Raw genomic sequence first — 18,506 nt, 5'->3', positions numbered from 1 at the left:
AATTTAATAATTGTTTTTATTCACATGGGGGTGTTTCTAGGTTATTTCGCTAAAAGCGCTATTTAAATCGGTTAAATACATTGAGGCTTTTTTTTCACAATAAAACCTAGCAGATCGTCGATACCGAAAATTTAAATTAACTCTTAATTTTATCATGAATTGGTTAACATCAAGACATCGTCGTTTTAAACATAAATAATAAGTATTTACTAAAACCTATATTTTAGCTTATTTTTGTGTTTCATCGGAAAAAACTTAACCTTGATATAAATAGTGCCAATTCTTAATTATTTTTTACAATATTTGCCTAAAACAAACTGAAACCCAAATCTTAAATAATGACAATAGAGCAAGTCAATACATTAGTTAATAAAAAAGTATTAGTAACAGGTGGTGCAGGGTTTATAGGTTCTAACCTTGTTGAAACCCTACTAAATAATGATATATCTGTTATTTGTCTTGATAATTTCTCAACTGGTAAACGAGAAAATATTGAGCCTTTTCTTAACAATGGTAATTTCAAATTAATTGAAGGCGATATCCGCAATCTCGATGACTGCCAAAAAGCCTGCACTAATATTGATTTTGTATTGCACCAAGCAGCATTGGGTTCTGTTCCGCGGTCTATAAAAGACCCCATTACTACTAACGATGTTAATGTGTCAGGCTTTTTAAACATGCTTGTCGCTGCACGTGATGCAGGTGTTAAACGTTTTGTTTATGCTGCCAGTTCATCTACGTATGGTGACCACGAAGCCCTGCCCAAAGTAGAAAATGTTATTGGCAAACCGCTATCGCCCTATGCCATCACTAAATATGTAAACGAACTCTATGCCGATATTTTTCATAAAACATACGGATTGGACACAATTGGTTTACGATACTTTAATGTTTTTGGAAGACGTCAAGATCCCAACGGTGCTTATGCAGCCGTAATCCCTAAATTTGTACAACAATTTATTAGTCATAAATCGCCAATGATTAATGGTGACGGAAGTTACTCTAGAGATTTCACCTATATTGATAATGTAGTACAAATGAACCTGAATGCCTTAACCACGAATAACGAACAAGCGTTGAATACGGTTTATAATGTAGCTTATGGCGAACGAACCTCTCTTTTGGAATTAGCTACTTTGTTGAAAGAATACCTTTCAGAGTTTGATAGTACCATAAAAAACATCGAAATCAAACACAGAGAAAACCGCGTTGGTGACATACCGCATTCGCTCGCTTCTATCGAAAAAGCTAAGACCTTATTGAATTACAACCCAAAATATGATATTAACAACGGTTTAAAAGAAGCCGTAGCTTGGTACTGGGAGAATTTGAAATAAAGCTTAATAAGTATATCATCAAACTACATTTAGTAAAAATGGATAAGACTAAAATTGCTGTTATTGGTTTGGGTTATGTTGGCCTACCTTTAGCCCGGTTGTTCGCAACAAAATACAATGTTGTTGGTTTTGACATCAACCAAAATCGTATAGAGGAGCTAAAATCAGGTACGGATACAACCTTAGAAGTTGAAGATGCTGTTTTACAGGCTGTTTTAAAAACCAAAAATGACGGGGAAACAGGACTGTTTTGTTCTTCAAATTTAGAAGCTATTAAAGCTTGTAACTATTACATCGTAACCGTTCCTACCCCAATCGATAAAAACAACCGCCCCGATTTAACGCCACTTTATAAATCAAGTGAAACGGTAGGTAAAGTGTTAAAAAAAGGTGATATAGTCATTTATGAATCGACCGTTTACCCCGGAGTTACTGAAGAAGAATGCATACCTGTTTTAGAACGTATTAGCGGTCTGAAATTCAATCAGGATTTTTATGCAGGCTATTCGCCAGAACGTATTAACCCAGGAGACAAGTTGCATACTGTTGATAAAATATTAAAAGTTACCGCTGGATCGACACCCGAAATCGGAAAAAAGGTAGATGCATTGTACGCTAGTGTTATAGCAGCAGGAACCCACCTTGCTCCTAGCATTAAAGTTGCTGAGGCCGCAAAAGTCATTGAAAACTCGCAACGTGATATCAATATTGCTTTTGTAAACGAATTGGCTAAGATTTTCAATTTAATGAATATTGACACCCATGCCGTATTAGAAGCTGCGGGCACAAAATGGAACTTTTTACCATTCAAACCCGGTTTGGTTGGTGGGCACTGTATTGGTGTAGACCCTTATTATTTAGCCCAAAAGGCCCAAGAAGTGGGCTACCACCCTGAAATCATTTTGGCTGGACGCCGTGTAAATGATGGTATGGGACAATATGTCGCATCAGAAGTCATTAAACTCATGGTAAAAAATGATATTCGTATAAAAAATGCCAAAGTATTGGTTTTAGGTGTCACTTTTAAAGAAAACTGCCCTGATGTAAGAAACACCAAAGCCGTTGATGTAATAAACCAACTTAAAAGTTATGGTACTGACATAACTATTTACGACCCCTGGGCAAAACCGGAAGAGGTGATGCAGGAATATAATCTAGAAACTACACAGCAACTGCCAAAACAGGCTTTTGATGCTGTTGTGCTTACTGTGGCCCATAAAGAGTACTTGAACAAAAACCTAAGACAGCTTCTTTCACCCAAAGGCATTTTATATGACGTAAAAGGGGTGTTAAAAGAAACCGTTGACGGTAGACTTTAGTCCTAAAATAAATTAACCCCTATTATTTTGAGCCAACTAAAAAAAGGAGCCATACTAAATTACGTAACCATATTTTTAACAAATGTGATTGGGCTTTTTATTACTCCTTTTATTTTAAACCACCTAGGTAAGGCCGAATATGGAGTTTATACGGCAATTGGCGCTTTGGTTGGAACAATATCTATACTGGATTTAGGACTCAACAATACCATTGTACGTTTTGTGGCTAAATACAGAGCTGAAAAAAACCGAAAGGGCGAAGAAAACTTTTTAGCCACCTCAATGATTATTTATTGCGTGATTTCAAGTGTTATTGTGTTTCTTGGTATTCTGTTTTATGGGCATATCGACACTTACTTTACCAAAATGAATACTGAGGAAATAGAAATTGCCAAAACCATATTTATCCTTTTAATTTTTAATTTGGCCATAGGTTTACCTGGCGGTAGTTTTAAGGCCATTTGCTTTGGCTATGAGATTTTTGTGTTTCCTAAAGCGATTAATATTATTAGGTATGTACTAAGAACGCTTACGGTTGTTGCTGTTTTAACTATGGGAGGAAAGGCCATTGCATTGGTGGCCATAGATACCTGTTTCAATATTATCTTTTTATTAGTAAACATTTATTATGTGTTTATTAAGCTAAAAGTCAGGTTTAAACTTTATGAATTTAATTTTAAATACTTAAAACAAATTTTTAGCTACTCTATTTGGATTTTTGTCTACGGAATAGTTGCCCAATTCCAATGGAAAGCTGGTCATATTGTCTTAGGTAATTTTGCATATCCAGAAGTGTTGGCTATTTACTCTATTGGTTTAACTCTTGGCAGTTATTACGGTGCTTTTTCTTCTGCTATAACAGGTGTGCTTTTGCCAAGAGCCACACAAATGACTGTTAATAATGCTTCTTCAAAAGAACTTACAGACATGATGATAAAAATAGGTAGAGTTTCATTCATTGTATTAACGTACATTTTAGGTGGTTTTATACTTTTTGGCAGTCAATTTGTAAACTTATGGGTGGGAGAATCATTTTTTGATTCATACATAATAGCTCTAATGATTATGGCTGCTTATACCATACCTTTAGTACAAGGATTCACTGGTCCTCTTATCGAAGCCCAGAACAAAGTGGTATTTAAATCGATTACATATTTAGTTTTTTTAACTTTAGGAACATTGATAGGGTATTTTCTAGCAATGAAATACGGAGCTGTAGGAATGATTTCTGGCACCATCATGGGGTGGATAATTGCCCAAAATATAATGAATATATTCTACCACAAGGTTCTTAATTTAAATGTTTTAAGGTTTTTCAAAGAATTATTTAACAAAACTTTATTGGTCTTTTTAGTTATTTTAATAATCGGCTATTTCATTAGTTTAGCTCCTGGGATTGGCTGGTTCAACTTCATTTTCAAAGGGATTTCTTATTCAATTGTTTTTGCCTTTTTGATGTTAAAATTCGGTATGATTCCTTATGAAAAAAAATTATTTTCTGAAGTCTTTTTGAAATTAAAAAAAAGGGATACATGAGCTTATTAAGAAAGTATTTATGGCGTATTTTGGGAGTAAGCTATAATCAAGCCCTAAAAGTACATGATTACGTTTTTTTAAAAAACGACAAACATACTATTATTGGTAATAAAACATATGATAACGGAGCATTGGTTTGGAGGTGGACTAATGCCAAACTAACCATTGGGAAATATTGTAGCATAGCCAATAACGTAAGGTTTATTGTGGATGAAGGCTATCATAACGCCTCAACAATAACAAACTTTCCTTTGGTTAATAATTTATTTAAAGACGAGTTATTAAAAGCAGAGAAATCCGTCGCTCAAAACATCTTTAAGCAAGTGCGTCAAAAAGAAGGCATTACAATAGGAAATGATGTCTGGATTGGCATGGGTGCCTACATAATGCCTGGTGTCTCTGTAGGCAATGGAGTGACAATTGGAGCAAATTCAGTCGTAACTAAAGACGTACCAAGTTATTCCATTGTAGCAGGATCTCCTGCAAAAATTATTAAGTTTAAACATAGTGAAGAAGAGATAAAGGAACTCAATAAAATTGCCTGGTGGAATTGGAAAGAACAATTAGTTAAAGAAAGAATAAAAGATTTTTATAACGATGTAGATTTGTTCATTGAAAAATATAAATAGTTAATGATTAAAACTGAGGTTAAATTGAAAAATATAGTTTTTATAATAGAATCCTTAAATTGTGGAGGAGCTGAAAAAAGTTTGGTTACATTGCTCCAAAACTTTAACTATGAAAAATACAATGTAGATTTGGTTTTATTTAATAAAAATGGGGATTTTGAGAAATTTGTACCTAATGAAGTAAACATTTTTTATATTAATTTATACAATAACACTCCTAGTTTTAGGCTATTCCTCTATCGTTTTAAATTTTGGTTATACAGAAAGTTAAAAAAACGAAAATTTCATAATGCCCAACTGCACTGGAAGACTTACCATAAACAGATCAATAGATTAAAAAAAACATATGATATAGCCATCGCTTATAATCAAGGTTTACCTACTTATTTTACTGCTGAAAAAATTGCTGCAAAGAAAAAGTATGCATGGTTGAACATTGATTATAAACTAGCTGGATACAACATAAAATTCGACATTAACAAATACATTAAATTTAACAAAGTTGTTGTTGTCTCACAAGAAGCTGAAAACGGGTTTTTATCTGAACTAAGCAAAGTTGAAGAAATGATAAAGACTATAGTTATAAAGGATATAACAGACGAGAAAATTGTAGTTAAATTAAGCGAAGAACACACCGGCCTGACAAAAAATACTAGCACAATAAATATATGCTCAGTAGGAAGGTTAGCAAAACAAAAAGGTTGGCATTTGGCTATTTACGCTTTATCAATACTTTTAAAAAAAGGTTACAACATAAAATGGTATATTATTGGGGAAGGCCCTGAACGGAAAAGTTTAGAAAAAATCATTAAACACGAAAAATTAGAAAACAATCTTATCCTTCTAGGTTATAAGGAAAACCCATATCCCTATATCAAATCATGTGATATTTATGCTCAAACCTCATTGTTTGAAGGTTTAGGGCTTACTGTTATTGAAGCTGCCGTTTTACAAAAACCAATAGTTACAACTAATTTTCCTACTGCGTCAACAATAATAACAAACAACAAAACAGGCTTAATTTGTAGTATGAATGCCAAAGATATAGCCACATCTATAGAAAAATATCTCAAAAACCCTGAATTGATGAATGAAGTATTAAATAATTTGTACAAACAAAAAAACAATGATAAAGAACGCTCATTGACAAAAATTGGCGAGTTACTTAATGCTTAAACTTCTTTTTTATGAAAATAAAAACCATTACCTGTCATGAGGTTTACAATCACGGAGCTAGCCTACAAGAATATGCTTTGCTGAAATATTTAGAAAATATGGGGCATGAAGCAGAAGCCATACATTACAAGCCAAGCTACCTGAGTAATCATTTTAATCTCTTCAGAATAAGTAACAGCTATTTTGAAAAAAACTTGTTATTAAAAATTTTATATCTAGGGTTAAAACTCCCCTCAAGACTAAAAAACTTAAAACGTAAAAAAAAATTCGATAAATTTTCCGAATCTTACATAAAAAGTACGACTAAGTTATACAAAACCAATGACAATTTGAAAGCTGACCTACCTGATGCGCAAGCTTATATTTGTGGGAGTGATCAAATTTGGAATTCGTTTTTCGAAAATGGAAAAGACCCTGCCTTTTATTTAGATTTTGTACCAGACAACAAACTCAAAATTTCTTATGCTGCAAGTTTTGCCATTGACAAACTAGAAAAAAATATTAGAGACTTTGTTAAAGAAAAAGTTAGTCGGTTAGATCATATTTCTGTAAGGGAAGAATCAGGTAAAAAAATCTTAGAAGATTTAAATGTTCAAAATGTGAGGCAAGTGTTAGACCCTGTGTTCTTATTGGAAATAGATGAATGGGATAAATTAATAGAGGCTGAAAAGGAAAAAGCAAAGTATATTTTTATATACGATTTCGACTCGAATCCGCTTATTAAATCCATGGCAGAAAACTATAAAAAACAGTTTGGATGGAATATTATTACAGTAAATGAAATGATAAATTATGCGGATAAAAACTACTTTTTTGATGGCCCCTCTAAATTTTTAACCTTGGTCAAGAATGCAGAATTTGTAATCTCTAACTCTTTTCATGCAGTAGCCTTTTCCATTATTTTTCAAAAAGACTTTGTGGTATTTAATAGACAATACAAAATCAATACCCGAATGCGTGATTTATTAGCCTCACTTGGACTTAGCCAGTTACTTATTTCAAATGAAACCATGGTTGACAATCATCAACTAAACAATATTAATCTAGATAAAGTTCAAAAGAAATTAACGCCGCTTATAAAATCTTCTAAGGAGTTTTTAATGAATACTTTAAGGTAGTATGAAAAGACTTTTATACATAACCAATCAAATTTTCGGCCCAGGAGGCTTAGAACGGGTGCTTTCTATAAAAGCCAGTGGTTTAGCTGAGGATTATAACTATAAGGTTCACATACTTACACTTAATCAAAACAACAAAAACCTCTTTTACAAGTTTAGTAAAAAAATTACTTACCATAATATTGAGGCCAATGGGCACCCTATTAAATACCTAAAAACCTATAGAAATGGTATTAAAAGTATTATAAAAAAAGTTGCTCCAGATATTGTATTGGTTTGTGATGATGGCCTAAAAGGCTTGCTTTTACCTTTAATTATTGGCAAACCTTGCCCCATGATATACGAGCGGCATGTTTCCAAAAACATTGAACTTAAATTTAATCGGCTAAATTTGATCGAAAAAATAAAAGCGGAATTTAAGTTTAAGCTAATGGATTTTGGGGCTTCTCTTTTTGATGCATTTATAGTTTTAACACAGGGTAACACTAAAGAGTGGCATACTAAAAATTTACACGTTATTCCTAATCCATTATCTTTTTATCCAAAGGAACCGAGCAGCCTTAAGAATAAGAAAGTTATAGCTGTAGGAAAACAATGTTTCCAAAAAGGCTACGACCGGCTCCTAAAAAGTTGGAAAACTGTTAATGAAAAACATCCCGATTGGATATTGGATATTTATGGCACGATTAATAAAAATGAAGGGTTAAATATACTAGTCAATGAATTGGGTATTTCAGAGTCAGTCAATTTTTTTGAACCAGTTAGGAATATTACGGATAAATACAAAGAAGCTTCTATTTACGTGATGTCTTCTCGCTATGAAGGTTTTGGTATGGTATTAACAGAAGCCATGGCATATGGTGTGCCCTGTATTTCTTTTGACTGTCCACATGGTCCTTCTGACATTATAAATAATGGCGCGGATGGTTTTTTAGTCCCAAATAGCGATATTAATGCATTAAGTGATAAGATAAACCTTTTAATTGAACACGAAGCACTAAGGTTTGATATGGGGGAAAAAGCTCGGGAGAACGTTAAACGGTATTTACCAAAAACGATTATGAATCAATGGGATGCTTTGTTCAAACATATAATGATTAACAGGAAATGAAAATCGTTTTTATCATAGACCAATTGTATTTACACGGTGGCATTGAACGCGTATTGTCTATTAAAGCCAATTACTTTTCATCCATAAAAGAAAATACGGTACATATTATTACTACCGAACAAAAACAAAAAGAGGCCTGTTACAATTTTAATTCAAATATCATTTTTAAAGATTTAGGGATTAACTATTGTAGGGAAAAATCGTACTTTAATCCTGAAAATTTACTTAAAGTTCCGGGGCATATTTTTAAGCTAAAAAAAACACTAAATAAGATAAAACCAGATATCGCCGTGGTCTGTAGCCATAGTGTAGACACCTATTTTGTCCCTTTTATAAACAAGATCATTCCTAAAGTCAAGGAGTTCCACTATTCAAAATTCATTGAGATTGACAAACGGCAAAATCCTTCAAGCCGTTTTAAAAAATGGTTTATTCAGTTTGCCGATTATGTAGAAACCAAATATGACGCATTGGTGGTGTTAAACCCAGATGAAGCCAGTTATTACAATTCAAACAACACCAAAATAATTCCGAACCCACTTACTTTTTATCCAGAAACCGTATCAAAATTGGATAACCCTATAGCTATAGCAGCTGGAAGAATTGCCCCTGTAAAACGCTATGACGTTTTGATTGATATTTGGGCCTTGGTACACAAGACCAACAAAAATTGGCAACTTTATATTTATGGTAATGGTGAGGAAAATTTTATAAAAAATCTTCAAATGAAGATAGACGATTTAGAATTGACACAGCATGTTTTTCTTAAAGGCCCCACAAACCATATACAGGAAAAAATGTTGCATTCATCGCTTTTTTTAATGACATCTGACAACGAATGCTTTCCTTTGGTATTATTGGAAGCCCAAGCTTGTGGTTTACCCATCATATCGTTCGACTGTCCACATGGGCCTAGAAATATTATAAGTGATGAAAATGGTTCATTGGTAAACATGAAAGATCTAAAAGTGTTTTCTAAAGAAGTTTTAGAACTAATGTCCAACAGCAATAAGCGCATTCAATTAGGTACAAATGCTCGAAACAATGCCAACAATTATAGCGTTGAAAAAATAATGCCCCTTTGGAAGGATATGTTCAAAGGTCTAATTAATACTTGATTATGAGGCAGTTCCTTTTTTTATTATATAAATTACTTTTAATACCACATGTGTTGCTTTATAAAACAAGCAATAACAAAGCAATTATTGACCAAGATTTACAACGTTGGGCCATCGAAAAAAACATTTCAAAAAATAAAAATGGATTGTTGCTCTATTTTTTAACGCACTCCAAAGATTTTAGAACCATATTCTATTTTAGAATCCAAAACCCTTTAAAATATGTATTGAAAATGTATTGCAAAGGCGAACGAAATTTTACCATAGATACAACCACTAAATTAGGCGGTGGCATTTTAACAGGACACCCATATTGCACGATTTTAAATGCCGAATCGATTGGTGAAAATTTTTATGTAAACCACTTGGTAACTGTAGGTGAAGTAAATGGCAAAAGACCTAGAATCGGAAGCAACGTTTCCATTTATACAGGAGCTATTGTTATTGGGGACATAACTATTGGTGATAATTGTAAAATAGGCGCCGGTGCCGTGGTTGTTAAAGATGTGCCTTATAATAGTGTAGTCGTCGGAAACCCATGTAAAATTATTAAACATAATTAATTTTAAGTGAATTATGATGGATTTAATTCCAGGAAAGTACTTTTATGATATATATATATATACCTGCCTATTTAGTATTCTCTGTATATTACTTCATGCTTTTGCTCTTGATATACATGATAAAAAAAATTTACGCTTTATAAATGTGATGGGAATATTTATACTCATTTTTATAACTTTATTAATTGGTCAAAGACCCATAACCTCACGTTTTGGTTTTGGAGATACTATAAATTATTTCAAGGCATTTAGGGCTTATAGCAATGGTGGGCAAATTACAGAAAGCACTGATTTGGGTTGGCATTTTTTCATGAAAACATTATCAAATATTGTTTCTGTTCATACCTTTTTTACTATCTGCGCTTTTCTTTACATTTTTCCTATGTATAAAATTTCGAAACAACTATTTCATTCTTACTGGTACTATGTATTCTTTGCCTTTATCGTTTCGTTTTCTTTCTATACCTATGGAGTTAATGGGGTTAGAAATGGTGTAGCAGCTTCGTTGTTTCTTTGGGGACTTTGTTTTAGGCATAAAAAAATTATTATGGGCCTATTTTTTATATGGGCTATATTGTTTCATAAAACCATTATGCTTCCTGTACTCGCGTATTTATTAACCTATTTATATAATCAACCTAAATTTTACCTTAAAGCTTGGGTTATATGCATACCTCTATCATTAGCTATGGGGGGCGTTTGGATTTCAATTTTCTCTAGTTTAGGCTTTGGAGAAAGATTATCAGGCTATCTTTCTGGTGATTTAGGAGGAGGCATCCCTGGATTTCGCTGGGATTTTTTGTTTCATAGCTTTTTTGCTGTGTTCGCTGGTTGGTATTTTATATATAAAAAGAAGTTTAAGGATGCCTTTTACAATCAATTATTAAACACTTATCTTATTTGTAATGGTTTTTGGGTTTTGATAATACGGGCTAACTTTTCCAATCGGTTTGCTTATTTATCCTGGTTTATGATGGCCATTGTTATTTTTTACCCATTACTTAAACAACCGATGTTTAAACATCATCACTTAATGCTCGTCAAAATTATGGCAGTATACTTTTCTTTTACATTTTTAATGTATTTTGTTTATTATTCTTAAATTATAATTAATGGAGACATTAACCATATTTACTCCGTCTTTCAATCGTGCTTATTGCTTATACCAGTGTTACAATAGTTTGATCGCTCAAACCAAAAATAACTTTATTTGGTTAATTATTGATGACGGATCAATTGACAACACAAAAGAACTAGTTAATAGTTGGATGCAAGAAAACAAAATCAACATCCAATACCACTACCAAGACAATCAGGGTATGCACGGGGCCCATAATGCCGCATACAGATTAATAAAGACCGAACTAAATGTTTGTATAGATTCTGATGATTATATGCCCAATGATGCCGTTGAAAACATTCTGAATTATTGGAATACACTAAAAAACAAACCTAAGGACCTTGCTGGTTTTATTGGTTTAGATGCGTATAAAAATGGAAGTGTTATTGGACATTCCATACCTGATAGTATAAGTTTTACAACATTGGAAGATTTGCATAACAAGCATAAGGTTACAGGAGATAAAAAACTCGTATTGCGCACCTCAATCGTGAAGCAGTTCCCTCCTTATCCAATATTTCCGAACGAACGCTTTGTGCCGTTAGGTACGCTATACCTGCAAATTGACAAAAAATATAAACTAGGATGTTTAAATAATATACTTTGTATTGTTGAATATTTAGAAGACGGTTCTTCAAGAAATATTGTTAAACAATATTACCGACACCCGAAAGGATTCCGATATGCACGTGTTAATGCTTTAAAACATTCAAACTATTTAAAAGTACGTTTAAAAAATGCTATCCATTACGTGTCACATTCTATTCAATTAAAGGATTTTAAGTTTTTAAACAAAAGCCCCAAACCTTGGCTTACATTATTTTCTGTACCTTTTGGTGCTGCTCTTTATTTATATGTGCTTTATATTAACAAGTTAAAAAAATGAGAATTCTTCAAATAATAAATTCTTTAAATTCTGGAGGTGCAGAAAAATTAATAGTTGATACCTGCTTAAAATATTCTAATAAAGGTTTAAAAGTAGATATTTTACTCTTAGACGGGGTCAAGACTTCTCTTTACCACAAACTAGAGAAGAATAAGGCTATATCTATTTACTGTTTAGGTGTGAAAAATAATATTTATAATCCACTATTGGTTTTTAAAATAAAATCGTTTCTTAAAAATTATGATATTATCCATGCGCACTTATTCCCCACCATATATTGGGTAGCGTTTGCCAATTTATTAAGTATTAAAAAATATAACATAGTTATAACAGAACATAATACTACTAATAGGCGAAGGAATTTAATCTTGTTTAAACTAGTAGATAAAATTGTTTATGGACAGTTTAAAAAAATTATAACCATTTCTGATGCTGTAGACGATAACCTAAAAACTCACCTAGGAAATTCATTTAAAGGCAAACTTACTAAAATATATAACGGCATAGATTTAGAAAGTATAAATGAGGCAAAGCCTTACAACAAAAAAGATTTAGGTTATCTTGATTCGGATATCCTTATTATTCAGGTATCCAGTTTTACCCCCCAAAAAGACCAAAAAACCCTTATTAAAGCAGTTAGTGTACTGCCCGAAGCGTATAAATTAATCTTGGTTGGCCAAGGGCCTTTGGAAAATGAGTGCAAACAATTAGTAAAAGAGTTTGGGGTTGCAAAAAAAGTACAGTTTTTCGGCTTAAGGAGCGATGTTCCAAGGTTGTTAAAAACTGTGGACTTTATTATTCTTTCGTCTTTTTTTGAAGGCTTATCACTATCCAGTATAGAAGGGATGGCTTCTGGGAAACCTTTTATAGCCACAGATGTACCTGGTTTGACAGAAGTAGTAAAAGAAGCTGGTTTATTATTTGAACTTGAAAATAGCAAGCAATTATCGCAAATGATAATTCAATTAAATAATGATTCATATTACAACGATAATATAAAAGCTTCTTGTTTAAGAAGGTCTAAGCTATTTAATATTGAAATAATGACGACAAAGTATATAAAACTATATTCGAAATTACTTTAATAGTTTTTTATTAACCAACCCTAACCAGTTAACAAAATAAAAAAGCTCAGAGCAAATTAAATCTAACCCTGAGCTTTTTGATAGTAGAAGTGATTTTTTTTCCTCTATCACTACCTACCTTTCTATAACTGTATTATTCTCTAAAGCAACCGTACTTGACAAATTCAATCCAGTCTCATAATCTACTGCTGAAATTTCCAAAGGCGTTTTGGAAGTATAAATTATAATTGTATTAAATTTAAATGATGAGTTAGGACAATCTGCATTGAAGAATAAGCCATTCTTGTTAATTTCTGCATCTATTTCATTACCAGTAAATGTTGTATCCTCACCTCCAGTAATCTGTACACAACCTAACTTATTATTGGTAACAGAAATAGAATTCGCACCAATAAGGCTAGTATGAGCGCCAGTGTCATTTGTCTTGGAACCCGTAACAATATTGTTATTTACTATAAAATTAGCATCTACCTCACCAGACCATGAGTTATAAAGGTTTAGGGCAAAAGTACTTCCTGAGAGCATTTCTATGGAGTTTTCTTCTATCAATGTGTTTTTTGTAGTATTTATTGCCATTATCCCTCGTTGGCTTGCTCTTATAGTATTGTTTTTTATTATACAATTAGAAACTCCTAAACTTTTATTTTTTGCTCCTGCACCTAAATAAATACCAATATCTCCCTCAATATCATTATCTCTTATTGTTACACCATTACCTCCCACTATAATCCCACCAAATACCATGTTGCCATAAACCTCATTGCCAAAAACAAAGTCAACCCTATCGAAATTAGAAGGATTACCTGCTTTAATATTATCTTTTACTAAATTATTTCTTATTATAACACCCTCAGCAGTAGTATAAGATACCGAAGAGTCAATTTCATTATTTTCAAATATTATTGGCCCGTTACCATGAGAAACATAAAACCCTCCTCCTGTTTCTCCAGTCAACAACCCCTTATTGTTGCTCATGTAAACATCGTTAACTCTTTCGTATTCTACGAGTTCACCATTATTATCCCAATGCCTAACGGGCTCAATATTAAATTGGCAAGAAGGGGCAGTTCCTTTTGAATTAGGCATATCAGCACCTCCATCGATAAATTCGTTGTTTTCTATAAAAACTTGTTCACAATTTACCAAGGTTAAGTTAATCCTTCTTGCTCTGATAAAACGATTATTCTTGACATAAATATATTTTGACCTGATGTGTCTAGAATCAAAATAAAAATACTTACTTGAAATATGCAAGCCATCTCCTGTGGCATCCTGAAAGGTTACACCATCAATAGTGATGTTTTGCCCTCCTTTAATAGCCATAGTATTTACCCATTCATGGTTATCTCCAGAAGAACCATCAGAATCAATAAAACCAGAGTCATAATTATGCTCTTCTCTGTCTCCGTGTAAAAACCCTCCACTGACAGTTACATTTTTGGCATTATAGATTGCTAATAAATTAGCTCGAAAATGGCCATTAGGTTGCATTCTTAAGTGAGTATTAGTGGACATAATTAGATTAAAATCAGAAGGAACATTGATAGCATGTAGCTCTGGAGTCCCCATATTCAAGGGCCCATCAACTTTAAAATAAGCATCCAACTTGTCAATTTTAAAGGTATTGACGCCCATATCTTTAACTTTTTCCATCATACTCTCAATAATATCTCTATTATTTAGTGCGTCTTCGTCTGATACTTTACCTTCAACAATCCCCCATCGTTCTGGGACAAAATCAAAAACAGTGTCTTTCAGTAATGGAATAGAACCTGTTGTGGTCAAGGTCATATTCAACAGATTACCATCAATAGTAGTGTTATCCGAAAAATTAAGTGTACCGTTAACAATTTCACCGCCTTCATACAATAAAGTAACATCAGAAGGCAAGTTTATCGTAGCGCCTTCTAAATCCATTACACAATCAATTACTACCGTATCACCGGCGGATAAGGTCGTTAAATCAAAATCACAGGGCAAACTGTTGTCGGTATTCGTATCTTCATTTGAGTTTTCGTTGTTAGTTACTTCAGTATTTCCGTTTTCAGTATTATTAACTACTTCGGCTATCGGTTCTTCAACAAAAAGTTCTTCGTTATTGCATGAACATAATAGTGTCATGAACATCATGACCAAAATCATAGATTTAAACATCATTTTCATAAGTTTTTCGATTTGGGGAATCTTTCTCTAACAATATTAAATATTAATTTTAGGATTGCCGACAAACAGCCGTTTATTTCGACAAAATACATGTGTGCCTTAAAAAATTATCGTTTAAAATCATATTTAATCGTTAAAAAGCATTTCAAAAGCTTTAAAACCTATATACGATTAATTACAACATTTAGACGTCAATCTGTATTATAAACCACGCGAAAATACATAGATAGGACTGTGCAACTAACTACCTGTTAATAAGTAATAACAACTTTTGCTTAGGAATAAAATTAGCATGATTTACATTAAAAAAGTTATTCGACAAGCTGTTCAATTAACTAAATTAAACCATCACTCAACGATAAGCACAACAAGAGAATTCAATAAATATTACCAACAAACAGAAAGCCCAAAAGCCTTAATCACTAAAAATATTAACACAAAGTTGTTTAGTTGATTCTTTAAATTTATTGTATAAACTCGATGTATATAACTTTTATCCAGTCAACTGGTATTTCAGTATTAAAAAGACATATTATCTACCATACTAATGACTTTTCTATATTTGCCCCAGAAACCATATCTATCATGAAGCAAAAAATCATTAGGGTTACCACCGTCCCTATGTCACTAGCTAGTCTGTTAAAAGGTCAATTAAACTATATGAGCGCCCATTTTGATATAATTGGCATATCTGGTTCCGATGACGGATATCTAGAAGAAGTAGGTAAACGGGAAAACGTAAAAGTTATCCCTGTTACAATGACTAGAAAAATAACCCCTTTTAAAGATTTGATTGCTGTTTATAAACTCTACAAAATTTTTAAAAAAGAAAAGCCATTAATTGTGCACTCTCACACCCCAAAAGCTGGAACTTTATCTATGATTGCAGCTAAATTTGCGCATGTTCCCTATAGGTTACATACAATTGCAGGTCTCCCACTAGTAGAAGCCACCGGTTTGAAACGGGTTGTTTTAAATTTAGTCGAAAAAATCACCTATAAATGTGCTACCAAAATCTATCCTAATTCGTATGGTTTGGTTGATATTATTTTGGAAAATAATTTTACAATAAAAAACAAATTAAAAGTATTAGCAAACGGAAGCTCTAACGGTATCGACACGTCTCATTTTGACCCAAAACTATATGATAATAAGTTTAAATGCGAATTACGATCAAGCCCTGAGCTAAAACTGAAGGACAACGACTATGTTTTTATTTATGTAGGACGCTTGGTAAAAGATAAAGGTGTTAATGAGCTTATTGAGGCCTTTAACTTAATTGACAATACAAACAACAATATAAAGCTGCTGCTTGTTGGTTGGTACGAAAACGAATTAGATCCCTTACTACCAGAAACAAAAAAAAACATTAAAGACAATGACAATATTATCACGACTGGTTGGGTTGTTGACGTAAGGCCTTATTTTTCTATTGCGAATGCTTTGATTTTCCCTAGTTACAGAGAAGGCTTTCCTAACGTAGTTTTGCAAGCAGCTGCTATGGGACTACCTTGTGTGGTATCAAATATTAATGGTTGTAATGAAATTATTGAAAATAACCTTAACGGATTTGTTATTCCTACAAAAGATCATAAGGCTATACATGAAAAAATGTTGCTTTTGCTAAATAATAAGAGCAAAGCAGAAACCATGGCAAAAAATTCAAGACCAAAAGTAATTTCAAAATACGAACAAAAATTGGTATGGTCTGCTATTTTAAACGAGTACAAAGCTCTAGAAAAAAGTATCTAAGCAATCTGTATTAGTAGTTAACCACATGAGCATCAACACTCTAGAGTTTTATACTTCAAGGATGGTTATATTGGTTGTATCTTTAGGTTTTCTACTTTAAAAAAGGTAAAAATCAGCGATAAAGTTTTTATAGTATAACCCCTTAACGAAAAAAACATTAAAGTCAACGGAATTGTAAAGCGGGAGCTTTTTTTTATTATGGATAGCTTTATCTTTGATAGGCTTTAAAAAGTCTCCCTTTTATTTTAAAGATAAGAAACATAAAACCTACTTTTATTGTAATGAGTTACAAAACTACATTAAAGCCTTTTTTAGATTTTTTTGCTGCATTTTTTGCACTTGTTTTACTTTCACCTGTTATTATTATTACAACGCTTTTACTATTTATAGTTAATAACGGTAAACCTTTTTTCTTTCAAAAAAGACCTGGAAAAAATGAACAAATTTTCACCATTATTAAGTTTAAGACGATGAATGATAAAACAGATGTCAACGGAAATTTGTTATCTGATTACGAAAGATTGACCCGTGTTGGACTTATAGTCAGAAAGGCATCTATTGATGAAATACCTCAATTATTCAATGTGTTAAAAGGCGATATGTCTATTATCGGCCCTAGGCCTTTACTGCCTAGGTACCTGCCATATTATACCAAAGAAGAACGAACAAGGCATGATGTTAGACCTGGAATTACCGGGTTGGCACAGGTAAACGGAAGGAACTTTTTAGATTGGGAGCCTCGATTGAAATTAGACGTTGAGTACGTAAAAACAATATCTTTAAAAACAGATTTTAAAATTTTAATAAAAACCATATATAAGGTTTTGGCATCAAAGGATATTGCAACAGATGCCACAAAAGCACAACCCTACTTAGACGAGTTAAGAAAAAATACAAAATAAAAAACGACCAACACTATTTTCAAAATACTTAAAAAAGCAGAACAAATGAGTCAACTAAAAGAAGTCAAAAAGGTTCGCATTTATGGTGCTGGGGGACATTCACAAGTAATAAAAGAGGTATTAGAACAAAATGGCTATACCGTTACCGATACGTTCGACGACAAACCGGATCAAACCCACAAGGCGTCAAAAAATGTGGCTATGGGATTGAGGAAAGATGTAGATAATTTTCCACACAAGGGCGCCCCTGTTATTATTGCCATTGGAAATAATGCTGAACGTGCTGAAATCGCAGACTTTTTGAGATCTGAATTTGAAATAACTATACATCACTCAGCAATAATTTCTCCAACATCAAAAATTGGAGAGGGCTCTGTAATTTTTGCTGGAGCCATTATCCAATCCAATACCATAATTGGGAAACATGTTATTATAAACACTGGTGCTAGTATAGACCATGATAATATTATTGGCGATTTTGCCCATATATCCCCTAAAGCTGCTCTATGCGGACATGTAGAGGTTGGTAAAGGCTCCCATATAGGTGTAGGCGCTATAGTTATACCAAAAATTAAAATTGGTAAATGGTGTAAAATTGGTGCTGGATCGGTAATTATTAAGGATGTTCCAGACTATTCAACCGTAGTCGGGAATCCTGGAAGAATCATTAAGACAACAAAGCCCTAATTAT

Annotated in this window: 15 protein-coding genes and 1 pseudogene; 15 read left to right on the top strand and 1 reads right to left on the bottom strand. The window is 32.8% G+C overall.

Features of this window, described 5'->3' with window-relative positions; genetic code table 11:
* Nucleotides 1–338: 338 nt before the first annotated feature.
* From GSB9_00509 to GSB9_00498, 12 genes and pseudogenes are all read left to right on the top strand, one after another.
* The gene (locus GSB9_00509) at nt 339–1,337 is read left to right on the top strand and encodes an SDR family oxidoreductase (GenBank protein ID UKM63962.1); all 999 of its coding nucleotides are present in this window, start codon (nt 339–341) and stop codon (nt 1,335–1,337) included.
* Nucleotides 1,338–1,375: 38 nt separating this feature from the next.
* Nucleotides 1,376–2,656: a nucleotide sugar dehydrogenase gene (locus GSB9_00508; GenBank protein ID UKM63961.2), complete on the top strand. Its 1,281-nt coding sequence runs from the start codon at nt 1,376–1,378 to the stop codon at nt 2,654–2,656.
* Between the two features lie 27 nt (nt 2,657–2,683).
* Nucleotides 2,684–4,192: an oligosaccharide flippase family protein gene (locus GSB9_00507; protein UKM63960.1), complete on the top strand. Its 1,509-nt coding sequence runs from the start codon at nt 2,684–2,686 to the stop codon at nt 4,190–4,192.
* Nucleotides 4,189–4,821 (top strand): CatB-related O-acetyltransferase, encoded by a 633-nt coding sequence (locus tag GSB9_00506; GenBank protein UKM63959.1) that lies wholly within the window; start codon nt 4,189–4,191, stop codon nt 4,819–4,821. Before GSB9_00507 ends, GSB9_00506 begins: the two co-directional genes overlap by 4 nt.
* A 24-nt stretch (nt 4,822–4,845) precedes the next feature.
* Nucleotides 4,846–5,997, top strand: a complete 1,152-nt coding sequence (locus GSB9_00505; protein UKM63958.2) for a glycosyltransferase — start codon at nt 4,846–4,848, stop codon at nt 5,995–5,997.
* A gap of 11 nt (nt 5,998–6,008) precedes the next feature.
* Entirely contained in the window at nt 6,009–7,115 is a 1,107-nt protein-coding gene (locus tag GSB9_00504; GenBank protein ID UKM63957.1) for a polysaccharide pyruvyl transferase family protein, read from the top strand.
* Nucleotide 7,116: 1 nt separating this feature from the next.
* Complete coding sequence (locus GSB9_00503; protein UKM63956.1) at nt 7,117–8,226, top strand: glycosyltransferase family 4 protein; 1,110 nt, start codon at nt 7,117–7,119, stop codon at nt 8,224–8,226.
* The gene (locus GSB9_00502) at nt 8,223–9,344 is read left to right on the top strand and encodes a glycosyltransferase family 4 protein (GenBank protein UKM63955.1); all 1,122 of its coding nucleotides are present in this window, start codon (nt 8,223–8,225) and stop codon (nt 9,342–9,344) included. The genes GSB9_00503 and GSB9_00502 overlap by 4 nt, the downstream gene beginning before the upstream one ends.
* A 431-nt stretch (nt 9,345–9,775) precedes the next feature.
* Nucleotides 9,776–9,907: pseudogene (locus tag GSB9_03245) on the top strand (serine acetyltransferase).
* A 13-nt stretch (nt 9,908–9,920) separates the two neighbouring features.
* Nucleotides 9,921–11,009, top strand: a complete 1,089-nt coding sequence (locus tag GSB9_00500) for an EpsG family protein (protein ID UKM63953.1) — start codon at nt 9,921–9,923, stop codon at nt 11,007–11,009.
* A gap of 10 nt (nt 11,010–11,019) precedes the next feature.
* Nucleotides 11,020–11,913 (top strand): glycosyltransferase family 2 protein, encoded by an 894-nt coding sequence (locus GSB9_00499; protein ID UKM63952.1) that lies wholly within the window; start codon nt 11,020–11,022, stop codon nt 11,911–11,913.
* Nucleotides 11,910–12,998: a glycosyltransferase gene (locus GSB9_00498; protein ID UKM63951.1), complete on the top strand. Its 1,089-nt coding sequence runs from the start codon at nt 11,910–11,912 to the stop codon at nt 12,996–12,998. Before GSB9_00499 ends, GSB9_00498 begins: the two co-directional genes overlap by 4 nt.
* A 114-nt stretch (nt 12,999–13,112) precedes the next feature.
* Here GSB9_00498 and GSB9_00497 read toward each other — a convergent pair whose 3' ends face one another.
* On the bottom strand, nt 13,113–15,155 hold the full coding sequence (locus GSB9_00497) for a right-handed parallel beta-helix repeat-containing protein (GenBank protein ID UKM63950.1): 2,043 nt from the start codon (nt 15,153–15,155) through the stop codon (nt 13,113–13,115).
* Between the two features lie 591 nt (nt 15,156–15,746).
* On the opposite strand from GSB9_00497, the gene GSB9_00495 reads away from it, so the two are divergent.
* From GSB9_00495 to GSB9_00493, 3 genes are all read left to right on the top strand, one after another.
* Nucleotides 15,747–16,913: a glycosyltransferase family 4 protein gene (locus tag GSB9_00495; GenBank protein ID UKM63948.2), complete on the top strand. Its 1,167-nt coding sequence runs from the start codon at nt 15,747–15,749 to the stop codon at nt 16,911–16,913.
* A gap of 281 nt (nt 16,914–17,194) precedes the next feature.
* Nucleotides 17,195–17,815 carry a sugar transferase gene (locus GSB9_00494; protein ID UKM63947.1) on the top strand — a complete coding sequence of 207 codons (621 nt, stop codon included), beginning with the start codon at nt 17,195–17,197 and terminating at the stop codon, nt 17,813–17,815.
* A gap of 45 nt (nt 17,816–17,860) precedes the next feature.
* A complete protein-coding gene (locus tag GSB9_00493) occupies nt 17,861–18,502 on the top strand; it encodes an acetyltransferase (protein ID UKM63946.1) in 642 nt (213 codons plus the stop codon).
* Nucleotides 18,503–18,506: the final 4 nt, after the last annotated feature.

This window comes from Flavobacteriaceae bacterium GSB9 (assembly GCA_022749295.1).
GTDB lineage: Bacteria > Bacteroidota > Bacteroidia > Flavobacteriales > Flavobacteriaceae > Flavisericum.
The sequence above is the reverse complement of the archived record's forward strand: the minus strand, read 5'-3'. Positions and strand labels throughout refer to the sequence as shown.

Excerpts from the sequence above, each read along its gene's own strand:
- GSB9_00509 (UKM63962.1), top strand. The coding sequence starts at position 339 with ATGACAATAGAGCAAGTCAATACATTAGTTAATAAAAAAGTATTAGTA.
- GSB9_00508 (UKM63961.2), top strand. The coding sequence starts at position 1,376 with ATGGATAAGACTAAAATTGCTGTTATTGGTTTGGGTTATGTTGGCCTA.
- GSB9_00506 (UKM63959.1), top strand. The coding sequence starts at position 4,189 with ATGAGCTTATTAAGAAAGTATTTATGGCGTATTTTGGGAGTAAGCTAT.
- GSB9_00504 (UKM63957.1), top strand. The coding sequence starts at position 6,009 with ATGAAAATAAAAACCATTACCTGTCATGAGGTTTACAATCACGGAGCT.
- GSB9_00503 (UKM63956.1), top strand. The coding sequence starts at position 7,117 with ATGAAAAGACTTTTATACATAACCAATCAAATTTTCGGCCCAGGAGGC.
- GSB9_00502 (UKM63955.1), top strand. The coding sequence starts at position 8,223 with ATGAAAATCGTTTTTATCATAGACCAATTGTATTTACACGGTGGCATT.
- GSB9_00500 (UKM63953.1), top strand. The coding sequence starts at position 9,921 with ATGATGGATTTAATTCCAGGAAAGTACTTTTATGATATATATATATAT.
- GSB9_00499 (UKM63952.1), top strand. The coding sequence starts at position 11,020 with ATGGAGACATTAACCATATTTACTCCGTCTTTCAATCGTGCTTATTGC.
- GSB9_00498 (UKM63951.1), top strand. The coding sequence starts at position 11,910 with ATGAGAATTCTTCAAATAATAAATTCTTTAAATTCTGGAGGTGCAGAA.
- GSB9_00497 (UKM63950.1), bottom strand. The coding sequence starts at position 15,155 with ATGATGTTTAAATCTATGATTTTGGTCATGATGTTCATGACACTATTA.
- GSB9_00495 (UKM63948.2), top strand. The coding sequence starts at position 15,747 with ATGAAGCAAAAAATCATTAGGGTTACCACCGTCCCTATGTCACTAGCT.
- GSB9_00494 (UKM63947.1), top strand. The coding sequence starts at position 17,195 with ATGAGTTACAAAACTACATTAAAGCCTTTTTTAGATTTTTTTGCTGCA.
- GSB9_00493 (UKM63946.1), top strand. The coding sequence starts at position 17,861 with ATGAGTCAACTAAAAGAAGTCAAAAAGGTTCGCATTTATGGTGCTGGG.